Origin of the sequence: Aquihabitans sp. G128 (assembly GCF_019048865.1) — a bacterium.
Classification (GTDB): Bacteria; Actinomycetota; Acidimicrobiia; order Acidimicrobiales; family Iamiaceae; genus Aquihabitans.
This window is the reverse complement of sequence record NZ_CP077604.1, coordinates 4,445,057-4,460,905: the sequence shown is the minus strand read 5'-3', so window position 1 is coordinate 4,460,905 and position 15,849 is coordinate 4,445,057. Positions and strand designations below refer to the sequence as shown.

Sequence of the window (15,849 nt, the reverse complement as noted above, 5' to 3'; positions counted from 1 at the left end):
ATCGGGCCTCGCCCGCGACAGACCTGCTGAACAAGGAGGAACCCCCCATGACCCCCAGCACGATGACCCGACGACTGATGGCCCTCGGAGCGGCCGCCACCCTGGTGCTCAGCGCCGGCGCCTGCTCCGCCGGCTCCGACAAGAAGGCCGCCACCGAGAGCGGATCGGCCACCACGGTGGCCGCCGCCAGCAAGACCGGCAGCGGCAGCACCGATGGCGGCTCCGGCTCCGATGGCGGCTCGGCCACCACCACCACCGCTCCCTCGTCCTCGGACGACGACGCCGTGGTGGGCAGCTCCACCGGCCAGCTCCGTGCCGACCCCAACGACCCCACCCTCGTGCCGCTCCGGCTCGACGTGCGCTCGGTGGAGCGGCTCGACGGCGACACCATCGAGGTGCGCTTCGCCATCACCAACACCGGCGAGGACGGCGACGCCACCTTCGAGGCGTGGACGGAGCTCGGCGACGACACCATCACCGCCAGCGGCACCTACGACGTCGGCGGCGCCGCCCTGCTCGACCGGCCCAACGACAAGAAGTACCTGACGCTGTTCGACAGCAAGGACGTCTGCCTGTGCACCGGCGGCGGGGCCCAGCTGGCCATCGCCCCCGGCACGAGCGCCGAGCTCTACGCCGACATCACGGCCCCGCCCGAGTCGGTGAAGACCGTCGACCTCAGCCTCCCCGGCTTCAAGCCGGTCAACGGCCTGGAGATCTCGTGACCTCCGCCCGACCGACGACCGCTCGGACCGGCGGGGCCGCCGCCGTGGTGATCGCCACGCTGCTCGCCATCGGCGTCGCCGGTGCCTCGGCCCCGGCTTCGGCCCAGGACCCCGGCGCAGGTGCCGGACGGGTGGTGGCGATCGAGCACCGCACCGTCGACGTCATCCGCCGGGTCGAGTCGATCTCGGGTGACATCCGCACCGAGGAGACCCCGAAGGAGGTGTCGATCACCCTCGCCGCCGACGTGACCTTCGCCTTCGACAAGGCCGACCTCTCCCCCGAGGCCGCCGCCCGGATCGACGAGGTGGTCGCCGCCTACCAGGACGGCGGCAAGGGCGCCGTCGCCATCGTCGGCCACACCGACTCGAAGGGCACGGCCGAGTACAACGCCGACCTCTCGCTGCGACGGGCGACCGCCGTCCGGGACGCCCTCGCCGGCAAGCTGCCGAAGGCCACGTTCACCGTCGCCGGCAAGGGAGCGGCCGAGCCGGTGGCTCCCAACACCAAGGACGACGGCAGCGACGACCCCGAGGGTCGGGCCCGGAACCGCCGGGTGACCATCACCTTCGCCCGGTCCACCTGACCGAGGCCCGGCGACCCCACGACCGAAGGCCCCGCCCCAGCGGCGGGGCCTTCCGCGTGCGTCAGCCGGCCTCGCGCTCGATGGCGAGCAGGCAGACGTCGTCGCGGTGGTCCTCGTCGGCGAGCAGCTCGGCCATCAACCGATCACCGAGGGCGGGCAGGCCCTCGCCGGCCGGTCCGGTCGCCGCCGACCGAGCCAGCCGATCGAGGCTGTCGTCGATGTTGCGGACCCGTCGCTCGATGAGGCCGTCGGTGTAGAGCACCATGCGGCCGCTCGCCACCAGGGTCGCCGTGGCTTCGGGCCGGGCTTCGGGGACGAGGCCGATGGGGCGCGACCGTCCCTCCCAGAGGTAGGTCGCGACGCCCTCGGCATCGACCAGCAGCGGCGGCAGGTGGCCGGCGCAGGCGTAGCGGACCGCACCCGTGGCGGTGTCGATCTGGGCGTAGGCGATCGTGGCCATCTGGGCGTCAGGCAGCCGCTCCACGAAGTCGTCCAGGTGCTCGAGGACGCGTGCGGGCCCCACGCCCGACGTGGCGATGGCGCGCAGCGCGGCGCGGAGCTGGCCCATGGCGCACGCCGCGGCGATGCCTCGCCCGACGACGTCGCCGACCGACACCGCGACCGTCGTGCGGTCCTTGAGGAAGAAGGCGTCGTGCCAGTCGCCGCCGATCTCCAGCGTGTCGTAGGCCGGCCGGTAGCGGGTCTCGATGTGGAAGCCGGCCCCGCTGGTGATGCCGCCGCTGAGGAGGCTGCGCTGCAGCGTGGTGGCCACGGCCCGCACCTGCTCCTCCGACGCTTCGGCCGTGGCCCGCGCCCGGCGGAGCTCCGCCTCGTACTGGTGACGCTGCGAGGCGTCGAACACCGTGATCCGGTGGTGGGCCGCCACCTCGTCGGTGCCCTCCATCCGGACGATGCTGACCAGGGCCGGGAACGCCGTCCCGTCGGCCCGGACGATGTCGAGGTCCAGCTCGCGCACGGTGCCCTGGAGGGCGAGCAGGGGCGCCACGTGCGTCTCGTGGAAGATCCGGCCGCCGCCACCGAGCAGGTCCACGAAGCGCGTGGGACCGACGAGCGCGTCGGCGTCCAGCCCCACCCAGTCGAGGAACGTCCGGTTGGCCCGCACGATCGTCCCGTTCGGTAGCGACACGAGGTACCCGCACGGGGCCCGGTCGTAGAGGTCCTCGACGGACTCCGGGCCCAGCCCCGGGAGCAGCTCCTGCGGAGGCCGCTCGGCTTCGGTCACGGAGCCAGGTAGGACGCGATGGCGGCCGTGGTCGCTTCGGGAGCGCTCAGGTTGGGGCAGTGCCCGGTGGCCTCGAGCACCACCAGCTCGCTGCCGGCGAGGTGCTCGTGGGTGTAGCGGCCCACCGCCAGCGGGGCGATGGCGTCGTCGGAGCACTGCAGGACCAGCGCCGGCACCCGCAGCTTCGCCAGGTCCGCCCGCGAGTCCGACAGGAAGGTCACGCGGGCGAACTGCGACGCGATGCGGGGGTCGGTCCGGCAGAACGAGTTGGTGAGCTCCTCGCCCAGCTCCGGGCGATCGGGGTTGCCCATGATCACCGGCGCCATGGCGCTCGACCAGCCGAGGTAGTTCCGATCCAGCGACTCCAGGAGCCCGTCGATGTCGGCGGCGCTGAAGCCCCCGACGTAGCCGTCCTCGTCGATGTAGCGCGGGGAGGGGCCGACCAGGACGAGGCGGTCGAAGAGCTCCGGGCGGGCGATGGCCGCGCGGACGCCGATCATGGCGGCGACCGAATGGCCCACGAACACGACCGGTCCGGCGTCGAGCGACTCGCACACCTCGATGAGGTCATCGGCGTAGCCCTGCAGCGATCCGTAGCGGACGGGGTCGTAGGCCGACAGGTCCGAGTCGCCGAAGCCGACGTGGTCGTAGGTGACCGTCAGGTGCGTGGCCTCGAAAGCCGGCGCCACCAGCCGCCACATGCTCTGGTCGCAGCCGAAGCCGTGGGCGAAGACCATCGGCTGGGCGCCGGAGCGACCGCGGGTGATCACGTTGTTGCGCTCGGCCACCCCCATCGCCGAACCCTACCGGTGCCCGCTTGGTGCGACCGAGCCGGCCACGGCGACCCCGCCGGTGCGGCGGGGTCGCCAGCCGGACGTCAGCTGGTCCGAGCGGCCTTCGAGGCGGCGATCCGCCGCTCCGCGGCCTTCGCCTTCCTGGCCTTGGCGGCCGCCGCCTTCTGGGTGTCCAGCGCCGCCTGCTCGGCATCGATGGCCGCCAGGCGAGCGGTCCGGCCCTGGCGCTCCACGGCCTCGGCCGCGCTGGCGGTGGCCTGCTCGACCAGGGCCTGCTGCTTGCGAGCCGACTCCGCAGCCGACCGCTCGGCGCTCGCCGCCTGCTTCGCTGCCGCCTGCTTCTTGCGCTCGGCGGCCGTCGCCGCCGCCTTGCGCTGGGCGGCGGCCCGAGCCCGGGCGGCCTCCAGCTCGTCGGCGGCCTCGTCTCGCCGCTCCGCAGCCAGCGCGTCCAAGGTCGACGCCTGGTCCTGCTTGGCCAGCTTCGCCGCGATCAGGCGGCCCTCCTCGACCAGGACGTCGTCGTGCAGCGCGCCGCCGAGGGCTTCCTTGACCTGGGCCTGCACCCGATCGAAGGCCACGGTCGGGCCCCACGTGGGCTCGTCTCGGTGGCCGAGGACGACCTCGGCGGCGGTCAGCGGCAGCCGGCTGGCGGCGATGCCGTAGCGGACGGCGGTGCGGGGGATGGCGTTGATGTCCATGGTGGTGCTCACTTCTGCTCGATCTGCTCGGTCTGGGCTTCGAGGCGCTCGGCCTCGGTGCGGGCCTGCTCGGCGGCGGCCTCGAGGGCCTCGGCCGACCGGGCCTCGGTGCGGTGCTCGGCGGCGGCCGCTGCCTCGGTGCGCGAGGCGGCGAGGGCGCCCGCGGTGGCCTGGGCGTCGGCGGCGTCGGCCTCGCGGGCGGCCCGGGCCTCTGCCTCGGCGGCCTCGCGGGCGGCGTCGGCCTCGACGCGGGCCTTGGCCTGGTCCTCGGCCTCGGCGAGCGCGAGCTGCTCGCGCTCCTCGCGCAGCTCCTGCTCGCGCTGGGCGCGAGCGGCGGCGTCGGCCTGTTCGGCGGCCTCGGCCTCGAGCCGGGCGGCGTCCGCCTCGGCCCCGGCCTTCTCCTCGTGGAGGCGGCCCTCCTGCTGCAGGCCCTCGTCGCCGAGCACGGTGCCGGCGGCAACCTTCGCCTTGCCCTTGAGCCGGTCGATGAAGCCGCTGCCCTCGGTGGGGGTGGCCATGGGTACCTCCTGGATGGTGGGTGCGCCGTGCGTCGCACGGCTCGCCCGCACTACCCCCCGCTGCCTCTTGCAAGCGCGCTGCTAGCAGAAGTCGCGCCCAACCACCCGTTCGGGACACCGCCCGCGGCCGGCGAACCAGGCGCCGAGCCCGGCTCGCGGCACGGCGCTCAGCCGCCGAGCCGGGTCGCCGCCCCGCTCCAGGCGACGGCTCGGTCGAGGTCGCCGTCGGCGCCACGGAACCCCGTCCACCAGCCGCGCGAGGCGGCCCACAGCCCCGACGACGCGCTCCGCGCCGTGCACCAGGACGCGATCCGGGCCGCATCGAGCCCGGTCACCTCGGCCACGAGCCGAGCTCGGTCGGCGAGCTCGCTGGCGCTTGCCGCGACGGCGGTCCAGTCGCCGACCTGGGTCAGGAGCGGCCACGGGTCGTAGGCCAGGTCGCCGTGGACCGGCTTCGGATCGATGGCCAGCCACCCGGCCGCCGTGCGCAGGACGTTGCCCGGGTTGAGGTCACCGTGGGCGAGGCCGCGCACCGGTGCATCGACGGGCAGCGAGCGGAGCAGGTCGACGGCGTGGCGGCACACGCCGACGTCGACCGGGTACGGCGCGCCCCGGAGGGTCCGTTCGATCCGCACCTCGGCGTTGGCTGCGAAGCCGGCCGCCACCGCTCGGAGGTCCTGGAAGGGCGAGCCGGGGGCCACCGCCGCCGACGCCATGCGCCGCAGGAGCTCGGCGCCGACCGTGAGGTGGTGCTCGATCGGCAGCGCTGCGGCGGTGAGGTCGGTCCCGGGGCGCAACCGCGGCAGGAGCAGCGCCTGGTCCTCGGCGTCGAACCCGAGCAGCGTGACGGTCCCGGACCCGTTCCACGCCGCCAGCGCAGCAGCTTCGTCCCTCGCTTCGGGGTGCGGGAACGACAGCTTGAGCACGACCTCGGCACCGCCCGCCGTCGTGGCCGGGGCCGTCCACGCCGCCATGCCCGTGCCGAACGGCTCCCCCACCGCCAGGTCCCACCGCTGCTCGGCGCGCGCCACCAGGTCGTCGAGCGACGCCAGCCAGGCCGGGCCCGCCTCCTCGTCGGCCACGGCGTGGCGCAGCACGGACGGGACGGCGACGGCGGCGGCCATCACCCCATCGTGCCCGCTCCCGCTACCTTGCCGGCCATGAGCGACGCGCTGACGCCCGAGGTCCGAGCCGCCATCGAAGGCGGGCACCTGGCCACCCTGGTCACCCTGAACCCCGACGGGAGCCCGCAGGCCAGCGTGGTCTGGGTGGGCATGGACGGCGACGAGGTGGTGACCGCCCACCTGGGTCGCTACCAGAAGGTCCGCAACATCGAGCGCGACCCCCGGGTGGTGCTGACCATCATCACCGGGGTGTCGGGCGAGCACGGGCTCGACCAGTACCTCGTGGTCCACGGCACCGCCCGCATCACCGAGGGCGGCGCCGTGCCGCTCCTGGACCGCCTCGCCGGCGTCTACCTCGGCCCCGACCAGTCGATGCCGCTGCCCGACGACCCGCCCGCCGGCGTCGTCAACCGCATCACCATCGACCGCGTCACCGGTGTCGGCCCCTGGGCGAGCTGAACGAGCGCTACTTGGCCAGCTCGGCGTCGATGGCGGCGACGAGGGCGGGGTCGTCCGGGGTGACGGCGGGCGAGAAGCGGCCGACCACGGCGCCCTGCTTGTCGACGAGGAACTTCTCGAAGTTCCAGAGCACGTCGGGATCGTCGGTGGGGCTGAGGCCGTGGCCGCGGAGGTTCTCGCGAAACGACTCCTTGTCCTCGGCGGCCGGGGCCTGCTCGGTCAGGGCGGCATAGAGCGGGTGCTGGTCCTCGCCGACCACGCTGATCTTGGAGAGGATCGGGAACTCGACGGCGTAGGTGGTGGAGCAGAACTCGGCGATCTCCTCGTCGGTCCCCGGCTCCTGGCCGGCGAAGTCGTTGGCCGGGAAGGCCAGGACCTCGAAGCCGTCGGCCCGCTTGTCGGCGTAGAGCGCCTGCAGCGCCTCGTACTGCGGGGTGAGCCCGCACTTCGACGCCACGTTGACGACCAGCACCACCTGCCCGTGGTGCTCGGCCAGCGAGCTGGTGGTGCCCTCGGTGGTGGCGAACGGGATGTTGGCGAGCTCGGTCATGCGGGGTTCCTTCGACGATCGATCGGGTGCGCCCCGGAGGGTATCGGTGGCCACGGCCCGGTCGCCCGGCCGCCTGCGTCGGGGGCCCCACGACCCGAACGACAAAATACGCCGAAAGGCCTCTCGAACCACGAGAACCTGTCAGACCCCCTGCGTAGGGTCGAACCATGGCGTCAGAGGTGCAGGACCGTGCCACCGCAGCAGCGATCGATCAGATCGTGGCCGGCTTCGCCGCGCTCACCACCGCCGGGGTCGAGCCGGTCGACATCATCGACGCGAACCAGGGCTGTCGGGAGCTCGAGGGGCTGGTCCGGTTGGCGGTCGCCGCCCAGGTCGCCCATGCCGAGCGGGTCGAGCAGCGGGGCCTGCACCGCATCGACGGGCACGCCTCGGTCAAGGTGTGGCTGCGCCACAACGCCCGCCTGTCCAACGCCGAAGCCTTGCGCCGGGTCCGGGCCGCGCACTGCCTCCGCGACCTCCCCGCCGTGCGCGAGGCGTTCGCATCGGGCCGGATCGGGATCTGCCACCTCGACCGGATCGCCCTGGCCCACGCCAACCCGCGGGTCCGTCGCGAGCTCTGCGAGCTCGACGAGCACCTCGCCGTGTTGGCTTCCCGGCTCTCCTACGACGAGCTGGACCAGCGGCTCACCGACTGGGTCCGGCTCACCGACGAGGACGGCACCCGCCCCGCCAACGACCGCAACCACCACAACCGCGACGCCTCGCTGCTCCAGGACCGCGACCTGTCCTGGCGGCTCCGGGCGTCGTGCGGTTCCCTGTCCGGGGCACGGATGCGTTCGATCTTCGATGCCGCCATCGCCGCCGAGCTGCAGCTCGACTGGGAGAAGGCCCGTGCCGAGCACGGCGACGCCGCCACCGGCGCCGATCTCCCCCGCACCGACGCCCAACGTCGGTTCGGCGCGTTGGAGCACCTCTTCGACCTCGCCGCCGCCGGCCACCGAGCCGAGACCGGCACCACCATCACCACCGACCTCGTCATCGACCACACCACGTTCGCACGCGAGACCACCCGCCTCACCGGCACCGAGCCCGGGCCCCGCCGCAACCCGGTCGACCTCGACCTGACCATCGACGGAACCCCCTACCGGTGCCACACCGAGCACGGGCACCCCGTCGAAGCCACCGAAGCCGTCGCCGCCGCCCTGCTCGGCCGCATCCGGCGCGCCGTCTTCGGCGCGGAGGGGGTCGTGATCGACGTCGGACGCCGGGCCCGGCTCTTCACCGGGGCCGCCCAGCTCGCCGCCACCATCGCCCACCGCCACTGCTACTGGCCCGGCTGCCAGACCCCCGTGCACCACTGCCAGACCGACCACCTCCAACCCTGGGCCGAAGGCGGCCCAACCAGCCCCGGCAACGGGGCACCCGCCTGCGGGAGGCACAACCGACTCAAGGAGCACGGCTACACCGTCCACCGCGACCAACACGGCCAGCTCCACACCCACCGCCCCGACGGCACCGAGATCGCATGACCCCGGCGCCCCCGGGCGCGCCCGGACCTCGGCGCCGTGGGTAGGCGAGGGCCGTGGCTGAACCTGCTCCGAAGACCTGCGCCTCGTGCGGGCGGACCATGCACTGGCGCAAGCGGTGGGAGCGATCGTGGGACGAGGTCCGCCACTGCTCGGCGGCGTGTCGTCGTCGTGGGGTGCGCCCGGTGGATCACGAGCTCGAGGCCGCCATCCTCCAGCTGCTCGCGGCCGGACCGAGGGGCCGCGCCGTGGACCCCGAGGAGGCCGCTCGCGAGGTGGGCGGTGACGGGTGGGAGTCCCTGCGTGAACCGGCCCGTTCCGCCGCCCGCCGGCTGCACGCCCAAGGTCAGGCCGTCGTCACGCAGGGCGGGAAGCGCGTCGACCCGTCCACCGCCAAGGGACCGATCGAGGTGGCGCGCCCGTGACGACGCTCCTCCCGCTGCCCGAGCCCGGCGACGAGGTGCGGTGGGTCGCCGAGCACCTGGGCGACCTGTGCGCCGACGAGCCCCACCGGTCCGGGCGGTTCTCCGGCACGCAGGCAGCGGCCGACGCCGCGCTCGCTGCGTTCGACCTGACCGGGTACGCCCGGCGCCGCAACGAGGTGCTGCCGGCGAGCCGGCGCGGTGCTTCGGGGCTGTCGCCGTGGATCCGCCACGGGCAGCTGACGCTCCCCCGGGTCTGGGCGGCGCTCGACGGCCCGGCCGCCGACCGCCGCAAGTTCCGTGACGAGCTGCGCTGGCAGGAGTACGCCCGCCACCTCTACGCCCGCCTCGGCGAGCGCACCGGCGAGGCGCTCCGCCGGGTGCCCGCCGACGACGGGACGGCGTCCGCAGAGCCCTGGGACCGGTCCATGCGCTGCGTGGCCGTCAACCTCGAGGAGCTGGAGGCCGACGGGTGGATGGTCAACCAGACCCGCATGTGGCTGGCCTCGCAGTGGTCGGTCCGCCACGGTGCCGACTGGCGAGACGGCGAGGACCGCTTCTTCACCCACCTGCTCGACGGCTCGCGGGCGGCGAACCGGCTCGGGTGGCAGTGGACGGTCGGGACCGCCACGTCGAAGGCCTACGGCTTCTCGCAGCGACAGGTCCGCCGCCGCGCCCCGGGCCTGTGCGAGACCTGTCCGCACCAGGACGACTGCCCGATCCGGGCGTGGCCGGAGCAGCCCGCCTACGTCTCCGCCACCGTCGCACCACGCCTGCGGCGCGACCCCGACGTCGCCCGGACGGCCGGGCCCGAGGAGCCGGTGCTGCAGTCCGCTCCCGAAGTCGTCTGGTTGACCGCGGAGTCGTTGGGCGACGACGACCCGGCGCTCTCCGCCCATCCCGAGCTCCCTGCCGTGTTCACCTTCGACGAGCCGCTGCTGCGGCGCCTGCGCCTCTCGTCGAAGCGCCTGGTGTTCCTGGCCGATCGGCTCGCCGAGCTGGGAGCGACCCGTGAGCTGGAGCTGCACCGGGGCGACCCAGCGCAGGTGCTCGCCGGCCGATCCCTCGCCGCGACCTTCACGCCGGTGCCCGGGTGGCGCCGCAAGGCCGCGGTCCTCGACCTGGCCGAGGTCCACCCGTGGCCCTGGCTGGAGCGCCCCCGATCCGGGTCGCTGGCCAGCTTCAGCGCCTGGTCTCGCTGAGGCGCAGCCGAATCGGCCCACTGCCGGGAAGGACGGCCGGGCCATGATGGGCCGGTGAGCCGTCGTGGTCTGATCCTGTTCGGCGCCATGTCGCTCATCTGGGGCCTGCCGTACCTGCTGATCTCGATCGCGGTGGAGTCGCTGGCGCCGCCGACGGTGGTGGCCGGGCGCACCGGGATCGCCGCCTTGCTGCTCCTGCCCATCGCCCTCCGCCAGGGCTCGCTGAAGGTCGCGCTGGCCCACTGGCGCTGGATCGCGGCGTTCGGGGCCATCGAGATGGCGGGCCCGTTCATCCTCCTCGGCCACGCCGAGCTGACCCTGCCGTCCGGGCTCACCGGGCTGCTGGTGGCCACCGTGCCGCTGTTCGGGGCCATCGTCTCGTTCGCCCTCGGCGACCGCCACGCCCTCACCCGCAGCCGCCTGCTCGGGTTGGTGCTGGGCATCGTCGGCGTGGCGCTGGTGGTCGGCGCCGCCAGCGGGGACGGCGAGGTCCGCCTGGTCAACGTGCTCGAGGTCCTGGTGGTGGCCGTCTGCTACGCCGTCGCCCCGTTCATCACCGATCGCAAGCTCGGCGACGTGCCCGGCATCGGGATCGCCACCCTGTCGCTGGGGCTGGTGTCGCTCGCCTACCTGCCGATCGCTGCGCTGGCGCAGGACGGGGTGCCGACGGCTCGCAGCCTCTCGGCCCTCGGCGCCCTGGCGGTGATCTGCACCGCCGTCGCCTTCGTGGTGTTCTTCGCCCTCATCCGTGAGGTCGGCCCCGCCCAGGCGACCGTCATCACCTTCGTCAACCCGGTGGTGGCCCTGGGCCTGGGCATCACCGTGCTCGACGAATCACTCTCGCTCGGCCAGCTCCTCGGCCTCCCGGTCGTCCTCGCCGGCTGCTGGCTCGCCGCCGGCCGCAGCCGGGAAGCGGGACCGTTGCTCGTCGCCGAGGGTGGCGCCACAGCCGGCGACTGAGCCCGAGGTCCGACGAGGCGGCCGCAGCCGTGCGGAAGATGAGCACCCGCTGCTCAGGGCCGATCGGACGTCGAGCCCGATGATCGAGCCATGACCGCGACCGACATCCCGACGCCCACCTCCGCGACCACCGGCTTCGAAGGCGGTGGGGACGGCGCCGACCTCCGGCCACGATCGCTCCACCCGCTCCGGGAGGCGGGCACGTTCGTGGGCCTGGCGTACGGCTTGGCCGTCGTGGTCGCCCTCCTCCTGCCCGGCACCCGTTCCCACCCCGGACCGGCCTCGGTCGTCAGCGGCGTCGTCCCCGTGGTGACCCTGTTGCTCATCGGGCTGACCACCCGCGTCCGCCACGCACCGGCGAACCCGATCCCGCTGGGCGTCCGGCGCGCCGGCCTCCGGTACTGGCCCTTCGCCGTCCTGGTGCCCGCCGCCGCCATCGGCGCGTCGTTCGCCGCCACCTGGGCGCTGGGCGTCGTGCGGTTCCACCAGCTCGGCCTCTACCTGGCCGACGCCCCCATCAGCCTGGTGTTCATGAGCGTGTTCTGGTTGGTCGAGGAGCTGGGCTGGCGCGGCTACCTGCTCCCCCGCCTGGCCCAGGTCCTCTCCAACCGGTCGGCCTCGCTCGTCACCGGCCTGATCCACGGGGTGTTCCACATCCCGCTCATGGTGCTGACCGTCGCCTACAACAGCGAGGGCAGCCGCTGGCTCGTCGTGCCCGGCGCGGTGGCCGTCATCTCCCTCGGCGGCGTCCTCTTCGGCTGGCTGCGCATCCGCAGCGGAAGCGTGTGGCCGGCGGCCATCGCCCACGCCGCGGTCAACACCGCCCTCGTCGAGTCGCCCACGCTGGTGACCGATCGACCGGCCCTCGCCGCCTACCTGACGAGCGAGGCCGGCCTGTTCACCCTCGTCACCGTCGGCCTGCTCGCCCTGGTGCTGCTGCGCCGGGCCGACTGGACCGACGCCGCCCCGAAGGCCGCCTGACGGCCCAAGCGCGATCGAGGATCGCCGCCAGCTCGGTCGGGTGGCTGAGCATCGGGAGGTGACCGGCCGGGAGCTCGGTGACCGGGGTAGCGGGATCGAGCCGGTCGGTGACCAGCTCCCGCATGAACGGAGCGGGGAAGAAGCGGTCCTCGGTGCAGAGGACGACGTGGGTGGGCACCGCCGGCCACGCGTCGAGGGGCCAGGCGGCATCGAACGGCGTGCCGGACTGGCCCCGGACGTCGGCCTCGGCGCCGGCGACCAGCTCGTCGGGCACGCCCTGGTAGTAGGTGTGGGCGTCGGACGGGTCCTCGTCGAGCGGGATGCCGTCCCGCGTCGCCTGGGCCCGGAAGGCCTCGCCGTGGCCGGTGTTGGCCCACCAGTCACCGGCCGACTCACCGGGGCGGGCGATCACCGCCGTCACCAGCACGAGCAGCTCGGTGGGCACCCGGTCCGCGAGCAGGGTGCCGGTGAAGCCGCCGAGCGAGTGGGCGACGATCGCGTCCCGCGGTGCGATCGCCCAGGGCGGCCACGGCCGCATCGACGTACTCGGCGAAGCCGGCCGAGTCGTCGTCGCACGGCAGCTCGACGGCGACGGTGTCGTGGCCGAGCCGCTGGAGCTCGTCCTCCACCAGGTGCCAGTACCAGGGCCCGCTCCCGGCGCCGGGGATCAGCACGAAGGTGGCCATGCCGGAGTCTCGCGCCGTCGAGCGCCGAGGCCCGTCCGACGGTGCACCGGTGTGCGAGCATCGGCTGCCGCCTCGACCGCGGCGAGCGAGGCGAGGGGAGCCCCCATGTCGATCCAGCTGGCCAGCGTCTGCACCGGCGTGCCGACGGTGCTCGCCGACGTCCGCGGCGAGCGCGTCTGGAGCGGCATCCGGAAGCAGCCGGTGCGCGACGACGTCCTCTGGCTGTCGACGCTGAACCTGTCCGGCGACGGGCAGGCCGACCTCAGCGTGCACGGCGGGCCCGACAAGGCGGTCTACGCCTACCCGTCGGAGCACCTGGGCTGGTGGCAGGACGCGCTCGGCGAGGTGCTCGGCCCGGCGGCGTTCGGCGAGAACCTGTCGACCGTCGGCCCGCTCGAGGCCGACGTGCTGATCGGCGACGTGTGGTCGTGGGGCGGCGCGCTCCTCCAGGTGTGCCAGCCGCGCTGGCCCTGCTTCAAGCTCGCCCTCCACCGGGGCCGGCCCGACGTGCAGGCGTCGATGCGCCGATCCGGGCGGACGGGCTGGTACCTGCGGGTCCTGGATCCCGGCGAGGTCCCGGTGGCCGGGCCGATCGAGGTCGTCCGGCGGGACCCCCTCGGGCTCTCGGTGCAGGACGCCCACCTGGCCATGGCCGACGTGCACCTCGAGGACGCCGATGCCGTCCACGCCGTCGCCGACCACCCGGCCCTCGCCGACCAGTGGCGCCGCCCCCTGCGCGACCGACTCGACCGCTGAGCGGAGCACGCGGAACGGCCCCCGCCGGGCGGCGGGGGCCGTTCGCGGAACCCGTGGTGCGTGCTCCGGAGAGCAGGCGCTGCTACTCGATGCGGCGGCCGGAGATGGCGCGAGCGATGACGAGCTGCTGGATCTGCTCGGTGCCTTCGAAGATGTCGAAGATCTTGGCGTCGCGGTGCATGCGCTCCACCGGGTACTCGCGGGTGTAGCCGTAGCCGCCCAGGATCTGGATGGCGCGCTCGGTGACCCAGACGGCCACGCGGCCGGCCTTGAGCTTGGACTGCGAGCCCTCGGCGTTCACGTACTTGCCGTTGCGGGACAGCCAGGCGGCACGGTGCACGAGCAGGCGGGCAGCGTCGATCTCGGTGATCATGTCGGCCAGCATGAAGGCGATCGACTGGTTCATGATGATCGGCTTGCCGAAGGCGGTGCGCTCGCCGGCGTACTCCAGGGCGTACTCGTAGGCGGCACGGGCCACGCCGATGGCCTGGGCGCCCACGGCGGGGCGGGTGGCCTCGAAGGTGGCCATGGCCGGCTGCTTGCCGGAGCTCTCGACCTTCGGCTTGGTCAGGGCCTCACGGGCCTTGGCCAGCTTCTCGTCGAGCTTGTCCTTGCCGCCGAGGAGGCAGTTGCCGGGGACCTTGACGTCCTCGAGCACGACCTCGGAGGTGTGCGAGGCGCGGATGCCGTGCTTCTTGTACTTCTGGCCCATGGAGAGGCCGGGGGTGTTCGGCGGGATGATGAACGACGCCTGGCCCCGGCCCTTGAGCTCGGGGTCGACGGCGGCGACGACCACGTGGATGTTGGCGATGCCGCCGTTGGTGATCCACGCCTTGGTGCCGTTGAGGGTCCACTCGTCCTTGGCCTCGTCGTAGACGGCCCGGGTGCGCAGCGAGCTCACGTCGGAGCCGGCGTCGGGCTCGGACACGCAGAAGGCGCCCAGCTTCACGTCGTCGGCGGTGCCGTAGCACTGCGGGACCCACTCGACGAGCTGCTCGGGGGTGCCGTTGCCGGCGATGCCGGCGGCAGCCAGGCCCGAGCCCATGATCGACAGGCCGATGCCGGCGTCGCCCCAGAAGAGCTCCTCGATGGCGATCGGCATGGTGAGGCCGGTGGGGTCGCCCATCATGGCCTGGGCCATGAAGTCGAAGCCGTAGAGCCCGATCTTGGCGGCCTCTTCGACGATGGGCCACGGGAACTCCTCCCGCTCGTCCCACTCTTCGGCAGCGGGGCGGACGACGTTCTTGGCGAAGTCGTGCACCCAGTCCTTGAGCTGGATCTGGTCCTCGTTGAAGGCGAGGGAGTAGTCGGACATCGGAACCTCCGGTGCGGTGAGCCCTGGGTACCGCCCGGCGCACGCGGTGCGGGTGGTGGGCGCGGCCTTGTTACCTGGCGGTAACAACGCGGAGAACGCTATCGGCTCAGGAGGGGGCGGTGCCAGAAGCGACGGGGACGGAGCGAGGCACCAGCACCACGGCAGCTGCCGCCAGGGCCGCGCCCAGCAGGTACGGCGCCGGGATCGACACCCGCCCGTAGAGGAAGCCGGCCGCCGCCGGGCCCACGGCGCGGGCCAGCGCGCCGGCCGACTGCTGGAAGCCGAGCACCCGCCCGCGGTCGGCCGCCGGGGCCTCGCCGGCCACCGCCGAGGTCATCGTCGGGGTCACCAGGCCCTGGCCCAGCACGAGCAAGAGCAGCGCCGGGACCAGGCTGAACCACGAGCCGTCGATGGCCAGCACCACCAGGCCCACGGCGACGAGGGCGAGGGCGGCGCGCAGCGTGCCCTTCTCCCCGAGGGCGACGTGGACCGGGTGCACCAGCCCCGCCTGCACGAACACGAGGGCCAGGCCGATCACCGCGAACACCGCGCCGGTGGAGCCGATGGTGAGGCCGAAGCGATCCTCCACCAGCAACGAGAAGGTCGTCTCGAACCCGGAGAAGGCGAACAGGGCCACGAACGCCACCAGGATCAGCCGCCGGGCCGCCCCGGGCACGTGGCCCCAGGTGCGGATGGGGTGGTCCGAGGGCAGCGGCCCGTCGGGCGCGACGTGGGCGTCCGGGGCCGCCTTGCCGGTGCGGTCCGGGTGGGTCTCGGGGAGGCGGCGCAACGCCACCACGGCGTTGACCGCGGCGATGGCGGCGGCCACCAGGAACGGGATGTGCGGGCCGCCGAACGCGGCGAGGGCGCCGATGGCGGGGCCCACCACGAAGCCCACGCCGAACGCCGCGCCGAGCAGGCCCAGCAGGCGGGGACGGTCCTCGGGGTCGGCGACGTCGGCGACCGCGGCTTGGGCCACCGAGACGCTGGCGCCGGAGAGTCCGTCGAGCACCCGGCCGAGCAGCAGGATCCACACGCTGCCGGCGATGCCGGTCACCAGGCTGCCCACCGCCGTGCCCACCAGGGACAGGATCAGGACCGGCTTGCGCCCGATGCGGTCCGAGAGCCGGCCGATGATCGGCGCGCCCACCATCTGGGCCACCGAGAACGCCGAGACCACCAGCCCGATGACGAAGGGGGTGGCGTGGAGGTCCTCGGCGTAGCGCGGGAGGATCGGCAGCACGATCCCGAAGCCGATGAGGTCGACCGCGACGGTGGTCCAGATCGTCCCGAAGCCCGGTGGCAGCGGTCGTCGCTCTCGTCTCGTCCGACCGTTCGGGGCACCCAC

At 73.8% G+C, this 15,849-nt stretch carries 19 protein-coding genes; 9 read left to right on the top strand and 10 right to left on the bottom strand.

Going from position 1 to position 15,849, the window contains the following annotated elements:
• The first annotated feature begins 47 nt into the window (after positions 1-47).
• Positions 48-722 (top strand): hypothetical protein, encoded by a 675-nt coding sequence (locus KSP35_RS21385; RefSeq protein ID WP_216997792.1) that lies wholly within the window; start codon positions 48-50, stop codon positions 720-722.
• Positions 719-1,306 (top strand): OmpA family protein, encoded by a 588-nt coding sequence (locus KSP35_RS21380; RefSeq protein WP_216997791.1) that lies wholly within the window; start codon positions 719-721, stop codon positions 1,304-1,306. The genes KSP35_RS21385 and KSP35_RS21380 overlap by 4 nt, the downstream gene beginning before the upstream one ends.
• 61 nt (positions 1,307-1,367) lie before the next feature.
• Here KSP35_RS21380 and KSP35_RS21375 read toward each other — a convergent pair whose 3' ends face one another.
• The 5 genes from KSP35_RS21375 to KSP35_RS21355 form a co-directional block, all read right to left on the bottom strand.
• Positions 1,368-2,549: a PP2C family protein-serine/threonine phosphatase gene (locus KSP35_RS21375; RefSeq protein ID WP_216997790.1), complete on the bottom strand. Its 1,182-nt coding sequence runs from the start codon at positions 2,547-2,549 to the stop codon at positions 1,368-1,370.
• Positions 2,546-3,343, bottom strand: a complete 798-nt coding sequence (locus KSP35_RS21370; protein ID WP_216997789.1) for an alpha/beta fold hydrolase — start codon at positions 3,341-3,343, stop codon at positions 2,546-2,548. The genes KSP35_RS21375 and KSP35_RS21370 overlap by 4 nt, the downstream gene beginning before the upstream one ends.
• Positions 3,344-3,426: 83 nt before the next feature.
• Entirely contained in the window at positions 3,427-4,053 is a 627-nt protein-coding gene (locus KSP35_RS21365; protein WP_216997788.1) for a hypothetical protein, read from the bottom strand.
• Positions 4,050-4,559: a hypothetical protein gene (locus KSP35_RS21360; protein ID WP_216997787.1), complete on the bottom strand. Its 510-nt coding sequence runs from the start codon at positions 4,557-4,559 to the stop codon at positions 4,050-4,052. The genes KSP35_RS21365 and KSP35_RS21360 overlap by 4 nt, the downstream gene beginning before the upstream one ends.
• Before the next feature lie 167 nt (positions 4,560-4,726).
• On the bottom strand, positions 4,727-5,683 hold the full coding sequence (locus tag KSP35_RS21355; RefSeq protein ID WP_216997786.1) for an aminoglycoside phosphotransferase family protein: 957 nt from the start codon (positions 5,681-5,683) through the stop codon (positions 4,727-4,729).
• A 36-nt stretch (positions 5,684-5,719) separates the two neighbouring features.
• Here KSP35_RS21355 and KSP35_RS21350 point away from each other — a divergent pair, with 36 nt between their 5' ends.
• Positions 5,720-6,142 (top strand): PPOX class F420-dependent oxidoreductase, encoded by a 423-nt coding sequence (locus KSP35_RS21350; protein WP_216997785.1) that lies wholly within the window; start codon positions 5,720-5,722, stop codon positions 6,140-6,142.
• Between the two features lie 7 nt (positions 6,143-6,149).
• Here the strand turns inward: KSP35_RS21350 and KSP35_RS21345 are convergent, their stop codons facing one another.
• Positions 6,150-6,692 (bottom strand): glutathione peroxidase, encoded by a 543-nt coding sequence (locus tag KSP35_RS21345; protein ID WP_216997784.1) that lies wholly within the window; start codon positions 6,690-6,692, stop codon positions 6,150-6,152.
• 167 nt (positions 6,693-6,859) lie between these two features.
• Here KSP35_RS21345 and KSP35_RS21340 point away from each other — a divergent pair, with 167 nt between their 5' ends.
• The 5 genes from KSP35_RS21340 to KSP35_RS21320 all read left to right on the top strand — a co-directional run bounded on the left by KSP35_RS21340 (position 6,860) and on the right by KSP35_RS21320 (position 11,744).
• Positions 6,860-8,182 carry an HNH endonuclease signature motif containing protein gene (locus KSP35_RS21340; protein WP_216997783.1) on the top strand — a complete coding sequence of 441 codons (1,323 nt, stop codon included), beginning with the start codon at positions 6,860-6,862 and terminating at the stop codon, positions 8,180-8,182.
• Between the two features lie 98 nt (positions 8,183-8,280).
• Complete coding sequence (locus KSP35_RS21335) at positions 8,281-8,604, top strand: DUF3253 domain-containing protein (protein ID WP_217002304.1); 324 nt, start codon at positions 8,281-8,283, stop codon at positions 8,602-8,604.
• Entirely contained in the window at positions 8,601-9,803 is a 1,203-nt protein-coding gene (locus KSP35_RS21330) for an FAD-binding domain-containing protein (RefSeq protein WP_216997782.1), read from the top strand. The genes KSP35_RS21335 and KSP35_RS21330 overlap by 4 nt, the downstream gene beginning before the upstream one ends.
• A 54-nt stretch (positions 9,804-9,857) precedes the next feature.
• Entirely contained in the window at positions 9,858-10,763 is a 906-nt protein-coding gene (locus tag KSP35_RS21325; protein ID WP_216997781.1) for a DMT family transporter, read from the top strand.
• Positions 10,764-10,853: 90 nt separating this feature from the next.
• Entirely contained in the window at positions 10,854-11,744 is an 891-nt protein-coding gene (locus KSP35_RS21320; RefSeq protein WP_216997780.1) for a CPBP family intramembrane glutamic endopeptidase, read from the top strand.
• On the opposite strand, the gene KSP35_RS21315 is transcribed toward KSP35_RS21320, so the two are convergent.
• Complete coding sequence (locus tag KSP35_RS21315; protein WP_371749003.1) at positions 11,671-12,204, bottom strand: alpha/beta fold hydrolase; 534 nt, start codon at positions 12,202-12,204, stop codon at positions 11,671-11,673. The genes KSP35_RS21320 and KSP35_RS21315 overlap by 74 nt on opposite strands.
• The gene (locus KSP35_RS26260) at positions 12,137-12,430 is read right to left on the bottom strand and encodes a hypothetical protein (RefSeq protein ID WP_371749014.1); all 294 of its coding nucleotides are present in this window, start codon (positions 12,428-12,430) and stop codon (positions 12,137-12,139) included. Before KSP35_RS26260 ends, KSP35_RS21315 begins: the two co-directional genes overlap by 68 nt.
• A 105-nt stretch (positions 12,431-12,535) precedes the next feature.
• Between KSP35_RS26260 and KSP35_RS21310 the strand changes: the two genes are divergently transcribed.
• Positions 12,536-13,186, top strand: a complete 651-nt coding sequence (locus KSP35_RS21310) for an MOSC domain-containing protein (protein WP_216997779.1) — start codon at positions 12,536-12,538, stop codon at positions 13,184-13,186.
• An 82-nt stretch (positions 13,187-13,268) separates the two neighbouring features.
• Here KSP35_RS21310 and KSP35_RS21305 read toward each other — a convergent pair whose 3' ends face one another.
• Both KSP35_RS21305 and KSP35_RS21300 read right to left on the bottom strand, forming a co-directional pair.
• On the bottom strand, positions 13,269-14,501 hold the full coding sequence (locus tag KSP35_RS21305; RefSeq protein ID WP_216997778.1) for an acyl-CoA dehydrogenase family protein: 1,233 nt from the start codon (positions 14,499-14,501) through the stop codon (positions 13,269-13,271).
• Positions 14,502-14,607: 106 nt separating this feature from the next.
• On the bottom strand, positions 14,608-15,849 hold the full coding sequence (locus KSP35_RS21300; RefSeq protein ID WP_216997777.1) for an MFS transporter: 1,242 nt from the start codon (positions 15,847-15,849) through the stop codon (positions 14,608-14,610).

Bases quoted from the DNA above. Each gene is read 5' to 3' on its own strand.
- KSP35_RS21385 (WP_216997792.1), top strand. From the start codon at position 48: ATGACCCCCAGCACGATGACCCGACGACTGATGGCCCTCGGAGCGGCC.
- KSP35_RS21370 (WP_216997789.1), bottom strand. From the start codon at position 3,343: ATGGGGGTGGCCGAGCGCAACAACGTGATCACCCGCGGTCGCTCCGGC.
- KSP35_RS21360 (WP_216997787.1), bottom strand. From the start codon at position 4,559: ATGGCCACCCCCACCGAGGGCAGCGGCTTCATCGACCGGCTCAAGGGC.
- KSP35_RS21355 (WP_216997786.1), bottom strand. From the start codon at position 5,683: ATGGCCGCCGCCGTCGCCGTCCCGTCCGTGCTGCGCCACGCCGTGGCC.
- KSP35_RS21350 (WP_216997785.1), top strand. From the start codon at position 5,720: ATGAGCGACGCGCTGACGCCCGAGGTCCGAGCCGCCATCGAAGGCGGG.
- KSP35_RS21345 (WP_216997784.1), bottom strand. From the start codon at position 6,692: ATGACCGAGCTCGCCAACATCCCGTTCGCCACCACCGAGGGCACCACC.
- KSP35_RS21340 (WP_216997783.1), top strand. From the start codon at position 6,860: ATGGCGTCAGAGGTGCAGGACCGTGCCACCGCAGCAGCGATCGATCAG.
- KSP35_RS21335 (WP_217002304.1), top strand. From the start codon at position 8,281: ATGCACTGGCGCAAGCGGTGGGAGCGATCGTGGGACGAGGTCCGCCAC.
- KSP35_RS21320 (WP_216997780.1), top strand. From the start codon at position 10,854: ATGACCGCGACCGACATCCCGACGCCCACCTCCGCGACCACCGGCTTC.
- KSP35_RS26260 (WP_371749014.1), bottom strand. From the start codon at position 12,430: ATGGCCACCTTCGTGCTGATCCCCGGCGCCGGGAGCGGGCCCTGGTAC.
- KSP35_RS21310 (WP_216997779.1), top strand. From the start codon at position 12,536: ATGTCGATCCAGCTGGCCAGCGTCTGCACCGGCGTGCCGACGGTGCTC.
- KSP35_RS21305 (WP_216997778.1), bottom strand. From the start codon at position 14,501: ATGTCCGACTACTCCCTCGCCTTCAACGAGGACCAGATCCAGCTCAAG.